The 18,950-nt window shown below is 41.4% G+C and carries 14 protein-coding genes; 5 read left to right on the top strand and 9 right to left on the bottom strand.

What is annotated here, in order from left to right; translation table 11 throughout:
• Window positions 1-38 precede the first annotated feature (38 nt).
• Together HMPREF1505_RS08165 and HMPREF1505_RS08160 are read right to left on the bottom strand one after the other, a co-directional pair.
• A complete protein-coding gene (locus HMPREF1505_RS08165) occupies window positions 39-473 on the bottom strand; it encodes a hypothetical protein (RefSeq protein ID WP_197017514.1) in 435 nt (144 codons plus the stop codon).
• Window positions 457-801 carry a septum formation initiator family protein gene (locus tag HMPREF1505_RS08160; protein ID WP_036924668.1) on the bottom strand — a complete coding sequence of 115 codons (345 nt, stop codon included), beginning with the start codon at window positions 799-801 and terminating at the stop codon, window positions 457-459. The genes HMPREF1505_RS08165 and HMPREF1505_RS08160 overlap by 17 nt, the downstream gene beginning before the upstream one ends.
• A gap of 155 nt (window positions 802-956) precedes the next feature.
• On the opposite strand from HMPREF1505_RS08160, the gene HMPREF1505_RS08155 reads away from it, so the two are divergent.
• The 5 genes from HMPREF1505_RS08155 (at window position 957) to HMPREF1505_RS08135 (ending at window position 9,021) form a co-directional block, all read left to right on the top strand.
• A complete protein-coding gene (locus tag HMPREF1505_RS08155; protein WP_036924482.1) occupies window positions 957-2,768 on the top strand; it encodes a DNA polymerase III subunit gamma/tau in 1,812 nt (603 codons plus the stop codon).
• 434 nt (window positions 2,769-3,202) lie between these two features.
• Window positions 3,203-6,049, top strand: a complete 2,847-nt coding sequence (locus HMPREF1505_RS08150) for a putative LPS assembly protein LptD (RefSeq protein ID WP_036924481.1) — start codon at window positions 3,203-3,205, stop codon at window positions 6,047-6,049.
• A 90-nt stretch (window positions 6,050-6,139) separates the two neighbouring features.
• A complete protein-coding gene (locus HMPREF1505_RS08145) occupies window positions 6,140-7,315 on the top strand; it encodes a PLP-dependent aspartate aminotransferase family protein (RefSeq protein ID WP_036924480.1) in 1,176 nt (391 codons plus the stop codon).
• Window positions 7,312-8,493, top strand: coding sequence for a MalY/PatB family protein (locus HMPREF1505_RS08140; RefSeq protein WP_036924479.1), 1,182 nt, complete (start codon window positions 7,312-7,314; stop codon window positions 8,491-8,493). Before HMPREF1505_RS08145 ends, HMPREF1505_RS08140 begins: the two co-directional genes overlap by 4 nt.
• 12 nt (window positions 8,494-8,505) lie before the next feature.
• Entirely contained in the window at window positions 8,506-9,021 is a 516-nt protein-coding gene (locus HMPREF1505_RS08135) for a nitroreductase (RefSeq protein ID WP_036924478.1), read from the top strand.
• Between the two features lie 410 nt (window positions 9,022-9,431).
• On the opposite strand, the gene HMPREF1505_RS08130 is transcribed toward HMPREF1505_RS08135, so the two are convergent.
• The 7 genes from HMPREF1505_RS08130 to HMPREF1505_RS08100 all read right to left on the bottom strand — a co-directional run bounded on the left by HMPREF1505_RS08130 (window position 9,432) and on the right by HMPREF1505_RS08100 (window position 18,695).
• A complete protein-coding gene (locus HMPREF1505_RS08130) occupies window positions 9,432-10,253 on the bottom strand; it encodes a zinc ribbon domain-containing protein (protein ID WP_013264276.1) in 822 nt (273 codons plus the stop codon).
• A gap of 168 nt (window positions 10,254-10,421) precedes the next feature.
• Window positions 10,422-11,237, bottom strand: a complete 816-nt coding sequence (locus HMPREF1505_RS08125; protein WP_036924476.1) for a Nif3-like dinuclear metal center hexameric protein — start codon at window positions 11,235-11,237, stop codon at window positions 10,422-10,424.
• Window positions 11,238-11,323: 86 nt separating this feature from the next.
• Window positions 11,324-12,232, bottom strand: coding sequence for a hypothetical protein (locus HMPREF1505_RS08120; RefSeq protein ID WP_231480376.1), 909 nt, complete (start codon window positions 12,230-12,232; stop codon window positions 11,324-11,326).
• A gap of 142 nt (window positions 12,233-12,374) precedes the next feature.
• Complete coding sequence (locus tag HMPREF1505_RS08115; RefSeq protein ID WP_036924471.1) at window positions 12,375-13,319, bottom strand: DUF4595 domain-containing protein; 945 nt, start codon at window positions 13,317-13,319, stop codon at window positions 12,375-12,377.
• A gap of 152 nt (window positions 13,320-13,471) precedes the next feature.
• Window positions 13,472-15,742, bottom strand: a complete 2,271-nt coding sequence (locus tag HMPREF1505_RS08110) for a cation:proton antiporter (protein ID WP_036924469.1) — start codon at window positions 15,740-15,742, stop codon at window positions 13,472-13,474.
• A gap of 217 nt (window positions 15,743-15,959) precedes the next feature.
• Entirely contained in the window at window positions 15,960-17,183 is a 1,224-nt protein-coding gene (gene pepT / locus HMPREF1505_RS08105; protein WP_004360103.1) for a peptidase T, read from the bottom strand.
• 324 nt (window positions 17,184-17,507) lie between these two features.
• Window positions 17,508-18,695 carry a dicarboxylate/amino acid:cation symporter gene (locus tag HMPREF1505_RS08100; RefSeq protein WP_036924466.1) on the bottom strand — a complete coding sequence of 396 codons (1,188 nt, stop codon included), beginning with the start codon at window positions 18,693-18,695 and terminating at the stop codon, window positions 17,508-17,510.
• Window positions 18,696-18,950: the final 255 nt, after the last annotated feature.

Raw genomic sequence — 18,950 nt, 5'->3', positions numbered from 1 at the left:
TATTCAAATTAAAACTATCTCTAAGCTTTTAGCTTTTTTTAGGTACTTGGACTTTCGCTTTCCTTCTTTAGTTCGTAGCTGATACGATGAGTAGTATACATCTCTATGGTAGCAGAAATAAGTAGGAGTATAACCCAATTGTGATGGAAAATACTTACATAGCTGCTATAGCTATCTAATGAACCTGCAAAAACAGGACGAAGAAAATGGTAGGAGTCTTCTACCATAAAGAATCCTGCAAGAATGAATCCCCATCCTGCAAGTGACATAATCTTACGTAAACGACGAATTGAAAGAGATGTTCCAAGGTATCGCTGACGTGACTGCACAAGAGAAAAAGCAACAGCACCAGCAAGCATTAGCCAACAGGCTATTGGTTGAATCAAAAGGAAAGCGTACAAGCCTGCACCTATAACCATTATGATTCCTCCCAAAAGGTAAATAATTGATTCGAGTTTATTCAGTTGTCTCATTTTTAGCTGTGTTTTCAGTTTGATGCTCATCATCGCTCAACACGAAGATATCTTCGTTGTCAGCCTTCATGAAGTAACGCTCTCGGGCAACGCGTGCAATAGCCTTTGGGTCTGTCTTTAGTTCCTTAAGCTGTTGCATGTCATGCTGATATTGGCTGTCATACTTTCGGATTTCAGTTTTTAAGTCGTCAATCTGATAAGCATACTCTATACGTTTCATAAAACTGTTCTCATCTAAAACACCTACAATGAGTACGCCCAAGATGATGACGATATGAAACTTAAATCGGCTGAAAAAATTGTAAATATGTCCGGTAATCTTACTCACTTCTTTACATTCTTTTTTGCAAAAGTAAGGAAAAGATTGCATATCGGAGCATGAAACATACATATTTTTAGCAAATTAACAATTTAATTCTTTCCTCCTTCCTCCTCTTTTCTTAACTTTTATTACCTTTGCATATACAATTAGATTTTGAAACTATGGATGAATATATTGTTTCGGCGCGAAAGTATCGTCCAATGTCCTTTGACTCCGTTGTTGGACAACAGGCGTTGACTACTACGCTGAAGAATGCTGTGAAGAGTGGTAAGCTGGCTCATGCCTACCTTTTCTGCGGTCCACGAGGAGTGGGCAAGACTACTTGTGCTCGAATTTTTGCCAAGGCTATCAACTGTGAACATCCAACAGCTGATGGTGAGGCTTGTAACGAGTGTGAGAGTTGTAAGGCGTTTGGAGAAGGAAGAAGCTATAATGTCTTCGAATTAGATGCTGCCAGCAATAACTCTGTTGAGAACATCAAGTCATTGATGGATCAGACGCGTATTCCACCACAGGTTGGTCGTTATAAGGTCTTTATCATTGATGAGGTTCATATGCTCTCTACAGCTGCCTTCAATGCTTTTCTAAAGACTTTGGAGGAACCGCCTGCACACGTTATCTTCATCCTTGCAACAACAGAAAAACATAAGATTCTTCCAACGATTCTCTCTCGCTGTCAGATTTACGACTTCGAGCGTATGACGGTTCCTAATATCATCAACCATCTTAAGCGTGTTGCTGAGAAGGAGAACATTCAATTTGACGAAGAGGCTCTGAACGTTATTGCAGAGAAAGCGGATGGCGGAATGCGTGACGCGCTCTCTATATTCGATCAGGCTGCAAGCTTCTCACAAGGAAATATCACTTATCAGAAGGTGATTGAGGACTTGAATGTACTCGATGCAGAGAATTATTTTAATATCATCGACCTTGCTTTAGAGAATAAAGTGAGTGAGATAATGGTTCTCTTGAACAACGTTATAAATAAGGGATTTGATGGTGGACTTCTTGTGAATGGTTTGGCATCTCATGTCCGTAATGTGTTGATGGCAAAGGATGCACAGACACTTCCTTTGCTTGAAGTAAGCGAACAACTGCGTAATCGCTATCAGTTGCAGGCACAAAAATGCCCTGTCAACTTCCTTTATACGGCTTTGCAGATTATGAATCGTTGTGATGTGGAATATCGTCAGAGTTCTAATAAACGTTTGTTGGTGGAACTGACGCTCATCCAAGTAGCGCAAATTACGCAGAAGGATGATGATGTCCCTGCCTCGGGGCGCAGCCCTAAGCGATTAAAATCCCTGTTCAAGAATCTTGTTCTGAAGGCTCAACAGAAACCGACTCCGCAGGTGGTCGGGAGCCTAAAGCGTGATGCTGCTGCTGCTCGTGGTTCTAATGATAGCGACGTAGTGTCTGTAGAGGTCGTGTCTTCACCAGAGAAACCCGTCACAGAAACGTCTGGTGTACGCCCTAAGGTGAATGTATCTTCTGGTCTTCCGAATTCTGTTAATCTCGGTTCATTGACGATGTCATTTGACAATCTACTCAAGACCGATAAGAAGAAAAAGCTGGATGAGGAAGTTGAAATAACTAATAAGGATGAGCATGAAGGCTTTACACAGCAAGACCTTGTTGTGAGTTGGCGTGCTATGTGTTCACGAATGCCAGAGCGTATGCAAGCTTTGTCGCAACGCATGAAGAATATCACGCCTACTATTTCAGAGTATCCAGCAATCTTGGTACTTGCTGGTAATAATATTCAGCTCAACGAAATGCTTGCAATCAAGTCGCGTATTCGTGCTACTTTGGCAAAGGAATTGCGTAATGGGCAGATTGAAGTAGAGATTCGTCTTGCTAAGCATGAGGAAATCAAACCTATGCTTACACCTCGTGAGTCTTTGAGTAAACTTTTGGAAACGAATCATCCTGTTAAGAAACTTATCGATACATTAGGTTTGTGCTTGGATTAAGTAACTCTACGTCTGTCCTGTTACGGCTAATATTGCTCATCAATATCTTGCAGATTAATAAGAAGTTAGTATTCTTTTAGCAGGAAAAGAAAGGTTTAGAAGTGGGTTATAGTCGGCTTTAAGTTGTTGTGTTGATGCTTCGCACGCTTGGTGCTGATGCCCCGCACATATGGTGCTGATACTTCGCACATGTCGTGCTGATGGTAAACACAAATCTTATTGGGAGGTAAAATTGCTGCGTTTCTAAGTATTTTAGGGTGCTATAATTATCAATGACATTCTGTATTGAGGGATACTATTCAGGGTCTATTGGACGGCAAAAGAAGAATTTAATATTTTCTGTAAGCATATACGTACATTATTATAAAAGTTAAAATAGCGTAATGGTAGTTCTATTCGGCATTATTTCAGTATTTTTGTACGTTATTTAGGCAATGAGAAATAAGAGCATTATATTCCTATTATCCTTTGTTGTTGTTTTTGCAATGGCAAGTGTCAACATGCCTGTGCCTCAAGGTAAGAAAACCAAGAAGACTAAGGCAAGTGCTGTTGTGGTTGATACACTACTGAAAGGACAAAGTCCAAAGGATAGTAAGGCGGTCGATAAGAATATTCCAGATACCACGAAGATGGATTCTCTTCAGTTGGCTATCTATCATCATAATAAAGCAATAGACGATTCTATTCGTGCCGATAGCATGATGCGTGCACGTTCGAATGGAATTGATGCACCTGTTAAGTATTCTGCAGAGGACTCTCTCGTTTATGATGCAGAGTCGGGTACAGCGTATCTGTATGGTAACTCGAAGGTTGATTATGAGAATATGAAGCTTACGAGTGACAAGGTACATATGAATCTTGATAAAAGTACTGTGCGTGCAACAGGTACAGTCGATTCTACAGCAGAGGGTGGAATCAAGGGAAAGCCTGTCTTTACTATGGGTAAAGATGAATATAAGAGTGACACAATGGCTTTCAACTTTAAGTCAAAGAAAGGCTTGATTAAGGGTGTTTACACCGAACAGCAAGATGGTTTCTTGAGTGGAGAAGTTGGAAAACGTGACTCTACGGGTTCTATTTACTTGCAACATGGTCGTTACACTACTTGTGATAAGCCTCATCCTGACTTTTACATTGCTCTTTCTCGTGCAAAGGTTCGCCCAGGTAAGGATGTTGTTTTTGGACCAGCTTATCTCGTAGTGGCGGATGTTCCTTTACCATTGGCAATTCCATACGGTTTCTTCCCATTCTCTAAGAAGTATTCGAGCGGTTTCATTATGCCAAGTTATGGTGATGAAAGCGACCGTGGTTTCTATCTTCGTGATGGTGGCTACTACTTTGCAATTAGTGATAAGTGGGACTTAAAACTCTTAGGAGAAATCTATACTAAGGGTTCTTGGGGTGTGTCTGCAGCCAGCAACTACCGCAAGCGTTACAGATATTCAGGCTCATTCCTCTTTAGTTATCAGGATTCAAAGACGGGTGACAAGGGATTACCAGACTTTGCTGAGCAGGAAAGCTTTAAGATTCAGTGGAATCACCGCCAAGATCCAAAGGCGAATCCTTATAGTTCTTTGGCGGCAAGTGTGAACTTTGCGACATCAAGCTATGAGCGTAACAACCTCAATAGTATGTATAATCCGCAGACACTCACACAGACTACGAGAACTTCTTCTGTTAGCTGGAGCACAGGTTTCTCAAGTATTGGACTCTCTTTGAGTGCTACTACGAACCTTGCACAGGATATGCGTACCTCTTCTATACAGATAACACTGCCAGACTTGAACATTAGTTTGAGCCGATTCTACCCTTTCAAGCGTAAGCATCTTGTGGGTAAGGAACGTTGGTATGAGAAGATTTCGATGAGTTATACGGGTCAGTTGGCTAATTCTATCTCAACGACAGAAGATAAAATCCTACACTCTAATCTGATCAAAGACTGGAAAAATGCTTTCCAACATACAATCCCAGTACAGGCAAACTTCACCTTGTTTAATTATATCAATGTGACGCCATCTTTCAATTTTACGGACCGTATGTATTCTAAGAAGGTGACACGTGGATGGGATAATACTCTTCAGAAAGAGGTGGTAAGAGATACTACCTATGGTTTCCATAATGTTTACAACTGGAGTATGAGTGTGGGTGCCAGCACGAAATTATATGGTTTCTGGGTGCCTAATAGAAAATTATTTGGCGATAAGATACAGGCTATCCGCCATGTCATCACTCCACAGGTTACTTTCTCTTACTCACCAAACTTCGGTGCACGCCGTTATGGCTACTATGATAGCTATCAGTACACAGATGCAAGCGGTAACGTGAAACTTGTAGAATACTCACCTTATCAAGATGAGCTTTATAGTGTGCCGGGTAAGTACAAGACTGAGATGATCAGTTGGGATGTTAGTAATAACATCGAAATGAAGATTAAGAGCGATAAGGATACTACTGGTTATAAGAAGATAAGTATCATTGATGAGTTAGGAGCAAGTATGTCTTACAATGCTGCAGCAGACTATCATCGTTGGAGTGACCTTAGTATGCGTCTACGTTTGAAGTGGTGGAAGAATTATACCTTCTCAATGAATGCACAGTTTGCTACTTATGCTTACGAACTTGATGCTAATGGTAAGCCTTACGTAGGTAATCATACAGAGTGGGGATATGGTCGTTTACCTCGTTTCCAAGGTATGTCGCAGAACTTCTCATTCACTTTGAACCCTGAGAAGTTGAAGAAGTGGTTCGGACGTAAGGATGATAAAGATGATGATAAGGTATCAGTAGATAGCGATGGGCCAGATACTAACATCGAATCAAACATGGATGATGACCTTGAAAAGGGAAAATATGCTGCTAAGAAGAAGCGTGGTAATATTGCTGAGACGGATGACGATGGTTACATGAGTTTCAATATGCCATGGTCATTGACAATCGGTTATGGTATTACGATGCGTGAGAATACAGCGGGTAGGTTCAATACTAAGACGATGCGTTACCCTTATAAGTTCACACAGACGTTGAACTTCTCTGGTAATATTCGTATCAGTGATGGCTGGAACATTAACTTCTCAAGTGGTTACGACTTTGAAAACCATGCGATGAGTATGACAACAGCCAGTCTGTCACGTGACCTCCACTGTTTTAATATGAGTGCTTCTGTAGTTTTAGCACCATATACATCTTACAACTTTACTTTCCGTTGTAATGCTGCAACGCTGACCGATGCGTTGAAGTATGATAAGCGAAGTGGTATTACAAATGCTGTACAGTGGTATTAATAAGATAAAATGCACTTCATAAGACGGACGGTTCTGCCGTCCGTTATTGATTTGAATCCTTTTATAAACAATACAAACGTTTAAAAGAAAATGAAGAAACAGACACAGGCTATTCATCAGCCTTATAAGCGTAGAGATGCATATGATGCGTTGAGTATGCCCATCTATAATGCGGTTGCTTTTGAATTTGATAATGCGAAAGTGATGGCTGATGCCTTTTGTGGACGTATTGATGCGCCTGATTATTCACGTGTGGAGAACCCGACAGTGACGAATCTCGAACAGCGTGTTAAGGCTTTGACTGGTGCTGAGAATGTTATTGCTCTCAACTCGGGTATGGCTGCTATCAGCAATACACTCCTTTCTGTTGTTGAACAGGGTAAGAACGTTATCACGTCACGTCATCTCTTTGGTAATACTTATTCTTTGCTCACATCTACACTGAGCAGATTGGGGGTTGAGGCAAGACTTTGTGACCTTACAGATGTTGAGGCTGTAGAACGATTGGTAGATGAAAACACGTGCTGTTTGTTCCTTGAAATCATGACAAATCCTCAACTTGAGGTGGTTGATGTACATGCCTTGACTGAAATTGCACACCGACATAGTATCCCTGTCATTGCGGATACAACGCTTATCCCTTTTACACAGTTTTCTGCAAAGGACTTGGGCATTGACTTAGAGGTTGTTTCAAGTACAAAGTATATCAGTGGTGGTGCAACTTCTTTGGGTGGTCTTGTTATTGATTATGGTACGTTCCCTTCTATTGGTAAGCGCCTCTTGAATGAGATGCTCTTTAACCTTGGAGCTTATATGACACCACAAGTTGCCTATATGCAGACCTTGGGCTTAGAGACTTTGGACGTACGCTATCGCGCTCAAGCAGGTAATGCTTTGGAGTTGGCACAGAGATTACGTGCGCTAAAGCCTATTCATAAGGTAAACTATGTGGGCTTGGAGGATAATCCATATCATCAGTTGGCTGTGAGTCAGTATGGTGAAACAGCGGGAGCAATGGTCACAATAGACTTAGAGAGTCAGGAAGCTTGCTTCAGAATGCTCGATAACTTGAAACTCATTCATCGGGCAACTAACCTCTTTGATAATCGTACCTTGGCTATCCATCCAGCAAGTACTATCTTCGGACTTTTCACTGCTGAGGAGCGTGCAGCAATGGATGTGCAAGACACTACCATACGTCTTAGTATTGGTTTGGAAAGTGTTGATGACCTATTCGATGATATTAAGCAGGCTTTGGAAGCATGATGAAAACTTATAATTTTGACGAGATAATCGATCGTTCGGGAAGTGGTGACTTGAAGCATGAGGCACTTCTTCCACGTTGGGGACGTAATGACCTGCTGCCTCTGTGGGTAGCTGATATGGATTTTGCTTGCCCTGACTTTGTTGTGGAGGCTCTCAAGGAGCGTCTTTCTCATCCTATCTTTGGCTATACAGTCGAACCAGAAGACTTTCGTCCTGCTATCATCGACTGGATACGTGCTCATCATGATTGGGAAGTAAAGCCAGAGTGGTTGAGTTTTATTCCTGGTATTGTTAGGGGTATCGGCTTTGTGGTGAATGTATTTACGGAACTTGACGAAAAGGTTATTATACAACCACCTGTCTATCATCCATTCCGTTTGACGCCAGAGGCTAATCATCGTAAGGTTGTTTTCAATCCGCTTCGTCTCCGTGAGGACGGATATTATGATATGGACTTTGGTAATCTCGCAGAGGTTTGCGATGATAAATGCCGTGTACTGGTACTCTCCAATCCTCATAACCCTGCAGGATTGTGTTGGTCAGAAGATACATTACGTCGCTTGGCAGACTTCTGTTACGAGCATAATATTATTGTTATCAGCGACGAGATTCACAGTGATATGGCACTTTTTGGTAATCGTCATATTCCGTTTGCCAGTGTGTCAGAGCGTGCAGCACAAATCAGTATCACCTTTGCAGCACCAACAAAGACATTCAATATGGCAGGTATTGTCAGTTCATTTGCTATTGTTCCGAACGAAGAACTGCGTAATCGCTTCTATGGTTGGTTGAAGGCTAACGAATTAGATGAGCCTACACTCTTTGCCCCAATAGCCACGATAGCTGCTTATCGGAAGGGAGAAGAGTGGCGTAAACAGATGTTGGCGTATGTAGAAGAGAATGTTCGCTTTGTTGAAGACTTCTGTCGTGAGCATATTCACGGTATTCACCCACTCCGTCCGCAGGCAAGTTTCCTTGTTTGGTTGGATTGTCATGGATTGGGATTAAAGCATAAAGAGCTATTGAATCTCTTTATTGATAAGGCTCATCTTGCGTTGAACGATGGTAGAATGTTTGGTCCCGGTGGAGAAGGCTTTATGCGTTTGAATGTTGGTACACCGCGTTCTATTCTTCGTCAGGCGTTGGAACAGTTGGCTGAAGCGGTGAATGAATTATAAAACAGAATTATTATGGAAGCGTTAGAAGCATTGTTAACACGTCGTAGCGTACGTGCTTATGAAGAGCGTATGCCTACACAGGACTTGATAGATAAGGTAATGGAGGCTGGTCTTTACGCTGCAAGCGGAAAGAATATGCAGACTGCTATCATTGTCCAAGTGACCAATAAGGAAGTACGCGACCGTTTGTCTGTGATAAATGCTGAGATAATGGGCGTAACGAGCGACCCTTTTTATGGAGCACCCGTTGTCCTTGCTGTGTTAGCGGATAAGAGTAGTCCTAATCATGTCTATGATGGTGCGTTGATGATGGGCAATCTTATGAATGCTGCTCATGCTTTAGGCTTGGGCAGTTGTTGGATTAATCGTGCCAAGCAAACTTTTGAGCGTGAAGACGGTAAGCAGATGCTGAAAGAGTGGGGTATAGAAGGCGATTATGAAGGTATTGGCTTTTGTATTCTTGGTTATGCTGCAAAGGAGGGTAAGACTGCACCACGTAAGGCAAATCGTATCTTCTATGTGAAGTAAGGCTCTGACTTATCGCTATTGGATTTACATGCCTGTATAAGTTAATCACCCTTGACTTGCTATATATAATAAGGTGAAGCAGACATTTCTTTTACGTCATTAAACGATGTGTTAACGCTCCGCACATATTGTGCTCATGGTAAGCACTATTGGTGCTGATGCTCCGCACATATTGTGTTGACCACTTAAAGCCTTGCTATATGCCGTTAACGAGTGTGCTATTATTGGTTAGTTTCTGTTAGGAAGACGATGTTATTCGTGTTTCGTTGAATAGTATTAATAGCGAGATAATAAAAAGTAGCCTCAATACATAAGAATGCTTTATTTGCATTTCAAATGTATTGAGGCTATTCTTTTTGTCTTTCAAATTTGAAAGAGCTTATTGCTCAATGGGAATAAAGGGGGGTTAATTACTCTCCCTCCTCTTCCTTCTTCTTGCGAGTAGCTCTACGTTTCTTTGGCTTCTCCTCGGTCTTGTCAACCTTTACACCAGCCAACTCTGGGTCGATAAGAATACGACCACAGTACTCACAAACGATAATCTTTTTGTGCATCTTTACATCCAACTGGCGCTGAGGTGGAATCTTATTGAAACAACCACCACAAGCATCACGCTGTACGTAAACAATACCCAAACCGTTGCGGGCACCACGACGAATACGCTTGAAGCTACGGAGCAATCCTGGTTCAATCTTAGTCTCAAGCTCAGCGGCCTTCTCTTTGAGCAAACCTTCCTCCTCACGTGTCTCCTGCATAATCTCGTCGAGCTCGTTACGCTTCTCTTCTAAGGCGTGCTGACGATCCTCGAGCAATGCACGGTTGGCTTCCAAGTCCTTACGCTTCTCTTCAACCTTAATCTGAGCCTCTTTAATCTTCTTATTGCAAAGCTCAATCTCAAGTGTCTGGAACTCGATTTCCTTTGTCAATGTGTCGTACTCACGGTTGTTTGCAACAGAGTCCAACTGCTTGTTGTAACGCTCCAAACTTGCTTGAGCGTCAACGATGTTACCCTTCTTCTGGGTAATAGCATTCTGATAATCCTTAATGTCCTGCTCAATCTTCTCAATACGAATGTGCAGACCTTCCAACTCATCTTCCAAGTCGCGTACCTCAAGTGGTAACTCACCACGCAATGCACGCTTCTCGTCGATTCCTGACAGGGTCGTCTGTAACTGGAAAAGGGCTTTCAACTTCTCCTCTACTGGTAACTCTTTTGGATCTTTCTTTGCCATAGTTCTTATGTTTGTTTAATTCAAAATTCAAAATTCAAAATTCATAATTATGATTACTGTTGTTTTAGGAGTTTAGGAGTGAGAGGAGTTAAGACAACACCACAGACTCCATTCGTCCAACTTCTTAACAATTAACTTGTTTACTTGTTCAGCTTGTCAACTCGTCCACTAAAAATACCCTATAGGATTCGTATTAATCTCAGACAAGTAGCACTTTACGCTTGGGCATTCTCGTTCGATAACGTCACGTAACAGCTCAGTGGTGAACTGCTCACTCTGATAATGTCCGATAACGCAAATCTGTATCTCTTGCTCATAACCAAAGAACTCATGATAACTCATCTCACCTGTCATAAAGGCATCTGCGCCTGCTGTAATAGCATCCTGCAAGAGGAATGCCCCCGAACCTCCACAGAGAGCAATGGTACGAATCTCACGACGTAGTAACTCATTGGTTTGAACACACTCTGCATCAAACTTCTTCTTCAATAACAGTATCAAATCGTCTGCAGCCAAGGGCTCCTCAAACTCGCCGATGACACCATCGCCGCCTGTTACGGATTCGCCGGTCTGTGGATTCACCACTTGCTTGTTTCGGCCAAAGAAACGTAGGTTCTTAAGTCCTAACTTCTCAGCTATCTTGTAGTTGACACCGCCCACAGCTGAGTCTAAGTTTGTGTGCATAGCAGCGATGACGATATCGTTCTTAATAGCCTTTATCACTGTGCGCTGCACATAGTTGGCATCTGTCACTTGTGCTAATTTACGGAAGATGAGTGGATGGTGCGCAACAATCAAGTTACACCCCTTATTGATGGCCTCATCTACCACCTTCTCAGTCACGTCAAGACACAATAAAGCCCCTGATACTTCCGCCTCTGTCAATCCAACTTGTAGGCCAGCATTATCATAGCTTTCCTGCAAGGGCAAAGGCGCGAATCGTTCAAGGGCATCAATTACTTCCTTTATTTTCACGCTACGCATAAGTTTTAGGCTGCAAAGATAAGAAAATTATTCGATTTTCACAACCTTTGCAGCCTAATTTATTTTCTTTCTATTTCAAAGTAGTATTACTCTTGAATAATCAAGTAACGCGACACATTCCAAAACTTCTCTGCATCGGTAATGGTGAGTGTTGTTGTTCCGTCCTCGTTCTCTGTGAGTGTATAACTACCTTCTGGGTTCTGGGATAAGAGCTTTGGACTCGATGAGTTAATTGTCAGTGTCTTCAGTTCTTTGCTGTTAGCCTCTGTAAATAAATCTTTTGTTACATTGTTATTATCCACTTTCTTAGAGAAAAGTGATGTCTTCAAAAGACCTTTCTCCTTCAGAGTCTCTTTGTTCGCAATGATATAGTAGACTTTATCTGACTCCTTATCTTCTTTAATTCTTTGCTTCTCTTTAGCTTTCAGTTGAGCATATTCGCGCTCCAAAGCTGCCATGTTGAACCTGTAACGCATTGCATCAACGCTGTTAGTTTGGTTCATAACGATGTATTTAAGCTGGTCTACAGTGACGTCCTTACGACTTGCAACCTGCTCTAATTGGGTTACACGATCTCCTTTCTCCTTCAGCTGTGATGAAAGGAAGTCTATTACCTTGTAAAGATTATCTATTGTAGGATTAGATGCTGCTGGAGCATCCACTTTCTTAACCTTTTCGTTTAGAAGTTTGTCAATCTGGTTCTGCTTCTCTTTGAGTAGTGCACCGAGCCCCCTTATCTGCTGAATAATCTTCGACTTCTTATTTGCGTGCTCTGTAGTCTTACAGAGCATTGCCTCTTGAGAAGAGATGGCGTCAAGGTTAGCTGAAATCTCATCTATAGATGCTGTCAGCTGACTTATCGCCTCTGCCTCTCTGGATGGAGGAGTTACATTGATACGTTCTCTGACAGGAGTCGGACGCTTCACATCCTCACAAGATGTGAAAGCTACAATACCTATTAATGCTATCAGAGCTGTTAATTTATTACGTTTCATCTGTATAATCATCGAATGACAATGCAAAGATACTCTAATTATGTGAGGAAACGTCAGATTAAATATTAAAAATACTAATAAAAGGAGAAACTTATGCTGCTCCTCCTTTTATTATGCTATTTCTTTGATAAACAGTAAAATATTATCTTACAATAACCTTATGTGTCTTGCCATTCGTTTCTTTGATAATATTCACGCCATGTTGTATATTTTCAAGACGTTTACCAGATAGGTCATAAATCGTTTTTGTGCCTTCCTTCTGCTGCTTATAAACGCTAATACCCATTGGAGTGTCTTCCCAAATAAGCGTTGCTGTCACTCCTTCTTCCCCTGATTGTTTGATATTTTCTACAATACCACTTGCATTCTGGTTATACGTAATTGTGAAATCATCATCACTTGTCCAGCCAAAATAGTCTTTATCTATCACCGTATAGCGCACAGCAGCTACTGGATGTTGGAAAACTTTCCCAAAGTATCCTGCAAAGAGTTGTCCGTATGGTGCGATACCTTCATAATCGGCAATTGAGGTAATTGGATTAACAAATAGAGAAAGATATTTGTTGGTAATGCTTTTGTTGTATTCATAAGCTACCTGTCCTACTTTTTTGTTATCCCAAAAATGCTCTACGAGTGTAATATCTCCGTCTGTCCATGTCAATTTATACTCTGTTCCGGTACGTTCATTGTTTGTTATTACAATCTTTGTCAGTTCCCCAGCTGTATTATATGTATAGTTATAGTCTGCCCAATATTCTGGCTCTCCTTCATATGGAATTAAGTTTATCTTTTCTGAAACAACTCTATTATTCTGGAGAACAGTTGTTCGGATATTTTTATTTTTGATATTTTCATTCTCATAGAATGTTTGAACGACCTTGTCATTACTATAAGCATACTTGCTACTACGTTTTAAGTCGTCGTCAGCAATATATTCAACAGACTCTATAAGTCTTCCTTTTTCATCATACTTTAATTCAAAGTAAGATTTGCCGTCGGTCATCTTCAACAACTTCCTGTCGTTCTGTGCACTGATGGTCTGACCAAACACAATGAGGGTAATAAGTAATAAGTAGATTCTCTTCATATACAATATAATTAAAATTTATAAATAGTCATTCTTTTATCAACTGCAAAGTTAATAAAAAAAACGTTAATCCAGTTTTGTTCTTTATAAAATTCAGGCTTATTAGTCCAGTTACTTAATCGAGTAACAAGGGCTAATAAGCCTGAAAGGATTTATCCTAATGCAAGGATACGTTCTAAGTCTTTTTCTTCACCTACTACCCATAGAACGTCGCCTGCCTGCAGGCAGCGGGAAGGAGTGATGAGTGTGAGGTTCTTTTGGCCTTCATCAACACCCACAACCATACAGTTGTATTCGTCACGAATACCGCTGTCTTTAAGGGTCTTTCCTATGAAAGGACTTGTTTTAGAGATGGTGAAACTGCGGAGTTTCATTTCATGTTTCTCTATGTCCGTAATCGTTGGCTGTAGTTCAGCCTTCATTGCTTTCGAAAGTTTTGTTAGCTGTTCGTCATCACCAATGGCTTGCAGTTTGTCGCCAGGGAAGAGAATCGTACCACCATTCGGAATATTGATACGTTGAGAACCACGAAGAATACTACTGATATGTACACCGAAGCGGTTACGTAACTTTAGGCTATACAATGTCTTACCCGCCCATAGAGAATCATCGGGCAGTTCAAGGTTGGCGATATGAATATCTCGGTCTATCAGATGGTCGGCAAAGAGTGGTTTCTTCTTTCCTTGTATCTGTGCCTCTATATCACGGCTTTGAAGGTTCTGAATAAACAGACGTTCCAAAGTAATACTTCGTTTCTTGAGCCAACGAGAGAGAAGCATCAATATCAATAAGCCCACCGCAACAGCAATCATTAATGCATTCTTAAAGCGTGTGAGATAGTTACATATGTAGAAGATGAAACTGAGTGCAATAAGTACACGTGCAAGAATGGTTGCAGTGAGGGGTAGACGATTGATACGGCGGTCTGTCCAAAGTGCCTTAAACGCTTCTGAGTGATTCTGTTTCATTACAATAGAACGTAGGAATGGTGCGATGAAGAGGATTGTAAGGAATCCACACACAGCATTTCCAATCCAGTGACTGCCCGTCCATTTTATAGATAAGTTTCTACAGATGGGTAGTGCAGCAGAGAACATGATTGCGATGACAGCTGCAGAGAGGATACCATAAATAAGGGTGTTGAAAATCATCTTCTTCATTAGGACCTTCCATAGATTATTAGTCGACGCACTCTCTCCAGCATTGTTTGTTTGAATATGTGTTAGACGACGCACCCATCTTTTTGGAAGATGCTTAACGAGGACGTTATAGCATGGTTCTGCCGCACGAATCATATACGGAGTGAGGAAGGTTGTGATAACTGATACGGCTACGACAACCGGATAAAGGAATTCGCTGATAACACCTAAGGACTTTCCTAATGTTGCAATAATAAAGGCAAACTCGCCAACTTGTGCCATTGAGAATCCACAGCGCATAGCATTCTTGAGGGTCTGTCCACCGAGAAGATAGCCTAAGGTTCCAAACAGCGCCTGTCCGACGAGGATTGTTATAACAAGTAAGAGGATTGGTATAGCATATTGTACAATAACATCAGGCTTTACCAACATACCAACAGAGACGAAGAAGATGGCTCCAAAGAGATTCTTTACAGGATCTACGAGTCGGATAATTTTATCTGCCTCAACTGTCTCTGCTAAGATACTTCCCATGACGAAAGCACCAAAGGCTGCACTGAAACCTACCTGTGTTGATATAACAGCCATAAGACAACAGAAGCCTAATGACACAATAAGCAAGGTCTCGCTGTTAAGGATTTTACGGACAGAACGAAGGAAGAGTGGAATGGCAAAAAGTCCAACGACAAACCATAAAACGAGGAAGAATCCAATCTTCATGATGCTTCCAAGAAGTTGTACACCGTCAGGGCTGTTACCACTGGCAACGGTACTGAGCATAACCATCATCACAATGGCAAGGATATCCTCTAAGATAAGTACGCTCATCACGGTAGAAGCGAAGCCTTGCTGTGTGAGTCCCATATCTGAGAAGGCTTTGTATATAATGGTTGTGGAACTCATTGCGACCATACCTCCGAGGAAGATACAGTCCATCTCTTTCCATCCGAAGCTGTGTCCTACAATGACACCTAAGAGCATCATACTGAAGATGATAGTACAGGCTGCGATGATGGGGGAGGCTCCCATCTTGAGAATCTTCTTAATGGAGAAGTCTAATCCCAATGAGAACAATAAGAAGATGACACCAATGTCTGCCCATGTTTGTATGTCGCCTTGGTCGACAACACTCATGGTATAAGACATGTGGGGTGATACAAGAAAACCTGCTACAATGTATCCTAATACCAATGGTTGTTTGAGTTTCTTGAAAATAAGTGTTACAAATCCTGCTACAACGAGAATAAGGGCAAGGTCTTGGACCAATTCGGGTAGTTCTGACATAAATATTTTATGGAGTTAGAGGAGTTAGTGGGGTAGTTGGATGTTAAACCAATACCTTATTATGAGTAATCTTATATGTGTTGTTTGTGGAAGAGATGGGTTATAGTTGAAAATCTCATAGTTAAAAGAAAGGGAGTTAAACCAACATAAATATATAGTTCATAAAAGTGTTGGTTTAACTCCGGTACGATATCTTTAACTAATTGATTTTCTGTAGTTAATCATTAAACTCAGCCGTTAGTCGGCAGATATTAATGATAACCTGCATAGCTTTCTCCATTACCTGAACTGAAACAAATTCGTATGGACCATGGAAGTTTACGCCACCTGCAAAGATGTTTGGACAAGGAAGGCCCTTGAATGAAAGCTGTGCACCGTCCGTACCACCACGGATAGGCTGTACCTTTGGAGCTACATTTGCCTGCTGCATAGCCTGAAGAACTAACTCAATAACATGCATGTTAGGATCAATCTTCTCCTTCATGTTATAGTACTGGTCGTTCATCTTCAGTTCAACAGTTCCTTCACCATACTTCTCATTCATCTTCTTCACGCAGTTCTCCATGAAACGCTTGCGGTCTTCGAAATGCTCACGGTCGTGGTCACGGATGATATAGCTGAGTTTAGCTTCTTCACAGCGACTCTCAATACCGATGAGGTGATAGAAACCTTGATAACCTTCAGTCTCCTCTGGAATCTCTGTCTCTGGAATCATGTTATTGAACTCGCATGCTAAACGACTGGCGTTTACCATCTTCCCCTTAGCATAACCTGTATGAACGCTTACGCCATGGATAAACACTTTAGCACCAGCAGCATTGAAGTTCTCATATTCAAGCTCACCGAGGTCGCCACCATCAATGGTATAGCCCCATTCGCAACCAAACTTCTCTACATCAAAGTGATGTGCACCCATACCAATCTCTTCGTCTGGGTTGAAAGCAATACGGATGTCACCATGCTCAATCTCATCATGGTCGCGGAGGAAGCACATCGCTTGTACAATCTCTGCAATACCTGCTTTATCATCGGCACCCAATAAGGTTGTACCGTCTGTTACGATGAGATCTTCTCCCTTATGTTCTAAAAGCTCTGGGAACATTCGTGGAGAGCTGACCATATTAGGATTCAGTTGTATATCACCGCCATCGTAGTTCTCTACGATACGGGCGTTCACATTAGCACCACTTGCATCAAGTGCTGTGTCGTAGTGAGAAATGAAACCGATTGTAGGAATCTTCTTCTTTGTGTTGGCAGGGAGAGTGGCGTAGATATAGCCCATCTCGTCCATTTCTACATCTTTCAATCCTTCACGCTCAAGTTCCTCCTTGAGATATTTCGCAAAGATGAGTTGCTTCGGTGTACTTGGCACTGTCTCTGAATCTTCAGCCGACTGTGTGTCAAACTTGGTGTAGTTAATAAATCTTTCTACTATTTCCATGATGTTACGGATATTTAGTTGTATATCTTTTTGCTGTGTCAGTGCTGCTAATTGCAGTCTGTCATTTGCAAAGATACTATTTAATTTTGAGAATGCCTAATGATAGAACATCTGCTGTTTCTTTTTAGGATTTCTTATTATGCTGAATAGGATATTACTATACATTCCATGAGTTTAGTTTTTATTCCCTTTGCTGTCATTTTAACATTTGGCGTGAACTTATTGTAAACTAATTAGTTATATCTTTGTTGCGACTGACAGAAGTGACAGCAACTCTTGTTTTATATAGTTTCATGTCCTAAACCTCACAAGCTATTGCATTCCTTAAGAAAGAACAGTTGTTTCTTTTTTCTTTCCAAAGAATTTATTGACTGCAAGGGCTATAGCTCCATCGCCTGTTACGTTGCAAGCTGTACCGAAGCTGTCCATAGCTATGTACAAGGCAATCATTAATGCTTGTGCCTCTTCGTTAAAACCCAAGATACTTGATAAAGGTGCTAAGGCTGCCATAATTGCTCCACCAGGTACACCAGGAGCTGCTACCATAATAATGGCAAGCATGAGGATAAAGTAAATGAATAGTCCTGGGTCGTGTGGTAGGTCTGTTAACATACAGATTGTCAAAGCACAAGCTGTGATCTTCATTGCACTACCACTGAGGTGAATTGTTGCACAAAGTGGTACGACAAATCCTGCTACCTCTTCGCTGACGCCATTCTTTACTGTTTGCTTCAGTGTTACAGGAATTGTTGCTGCAGACGAACTTGTACCTAATGCAGTCAGGTAAGCTGGCAACATGTTCCACAGTAGTCTGAAAGGATTATGCTTAACGATAGCACCTGCAATACAGAACTCATAGATAAGGATGAGAACATGAAGGATGAGGATAACAATGATAATCTGTGAGAACACCAAGAGCACCTGTCGCGCCTGTCCGTTATGGGTCATACTAAGGAAGACTCCAAAGATATAAAGGGGTAGGAGAGGGATAATAGCCTTCTCTATCACTTTCTCAATAATGGTCTTAAACTCATTAAAGAGGGTCTCCATTGTGCGCAAACCACCGTATGCAATACCCAATCCAGCAATGAATGAGAAAACTAAACTACTCATCACATCAACCATTGCAGGAATATTGATAGTAAAGTAAGGTGTAAGTTCTGTTGCCTTGTCAATATGTGGTATTACTCCTCCTGTAGAAGCAATCATAGAGGGGAATAACCATGTTCCTGTTCCGTAGGACAAGCCGCCTGCTACAATCGTGTCTACATAGGCTATCGCTACTGTTGCAAGCAATAACTTACCAGCTCCTTTTCCGATTCCTGCAATAGCAGGCGTTACCAATCCAATGATAATCAGTGGTATCATAAAGCCAAGGAACTGACTGAAAATACTATTGAATGTCAGAAAAACCCTTACTGCTGGGTCTGGGAGATAATAGCCAAGGAATAGGCCAAGTAGTATGGCAATGATAACACGTGGTAGTAGTCCAATTTTGATTTTCTTTTGCATACTCTATTCTTTTAAGATGAATTATTCGATTTCTGAGCTAACGCGGTTGAACAAAAAAAGGATGAACAGTAAACAACCATACATCCTTTGTTACAATCTATGACTCCATCGGGAGTTCTGTTTCTTCTTTTCGTGACTCCATTGGGATTCAAACCCAAGATCTTCAGAACATTTTTCTGACCTCATTCAGCTAAATGTCATCAGAAAGTTGTCACTTTTTGTGACTCCGTTGGGATTCACCCCCAAGACCTTCAG

It is taken from the genome of Prevotella sp. ICM33 (assembly GCF_000517825.1).
Classification (GTDB): domain Bacteria; phylum Bacteroidota; class Bacteroidia; order Bacteroidales; family Bacteroidaceae; genus Prevotella; species Prevotella melaninogenica.
Note: the sequence above shows the minus strand (reverse complement) of the source record. Positions and strands in the feature narration are given on the sequence as shown.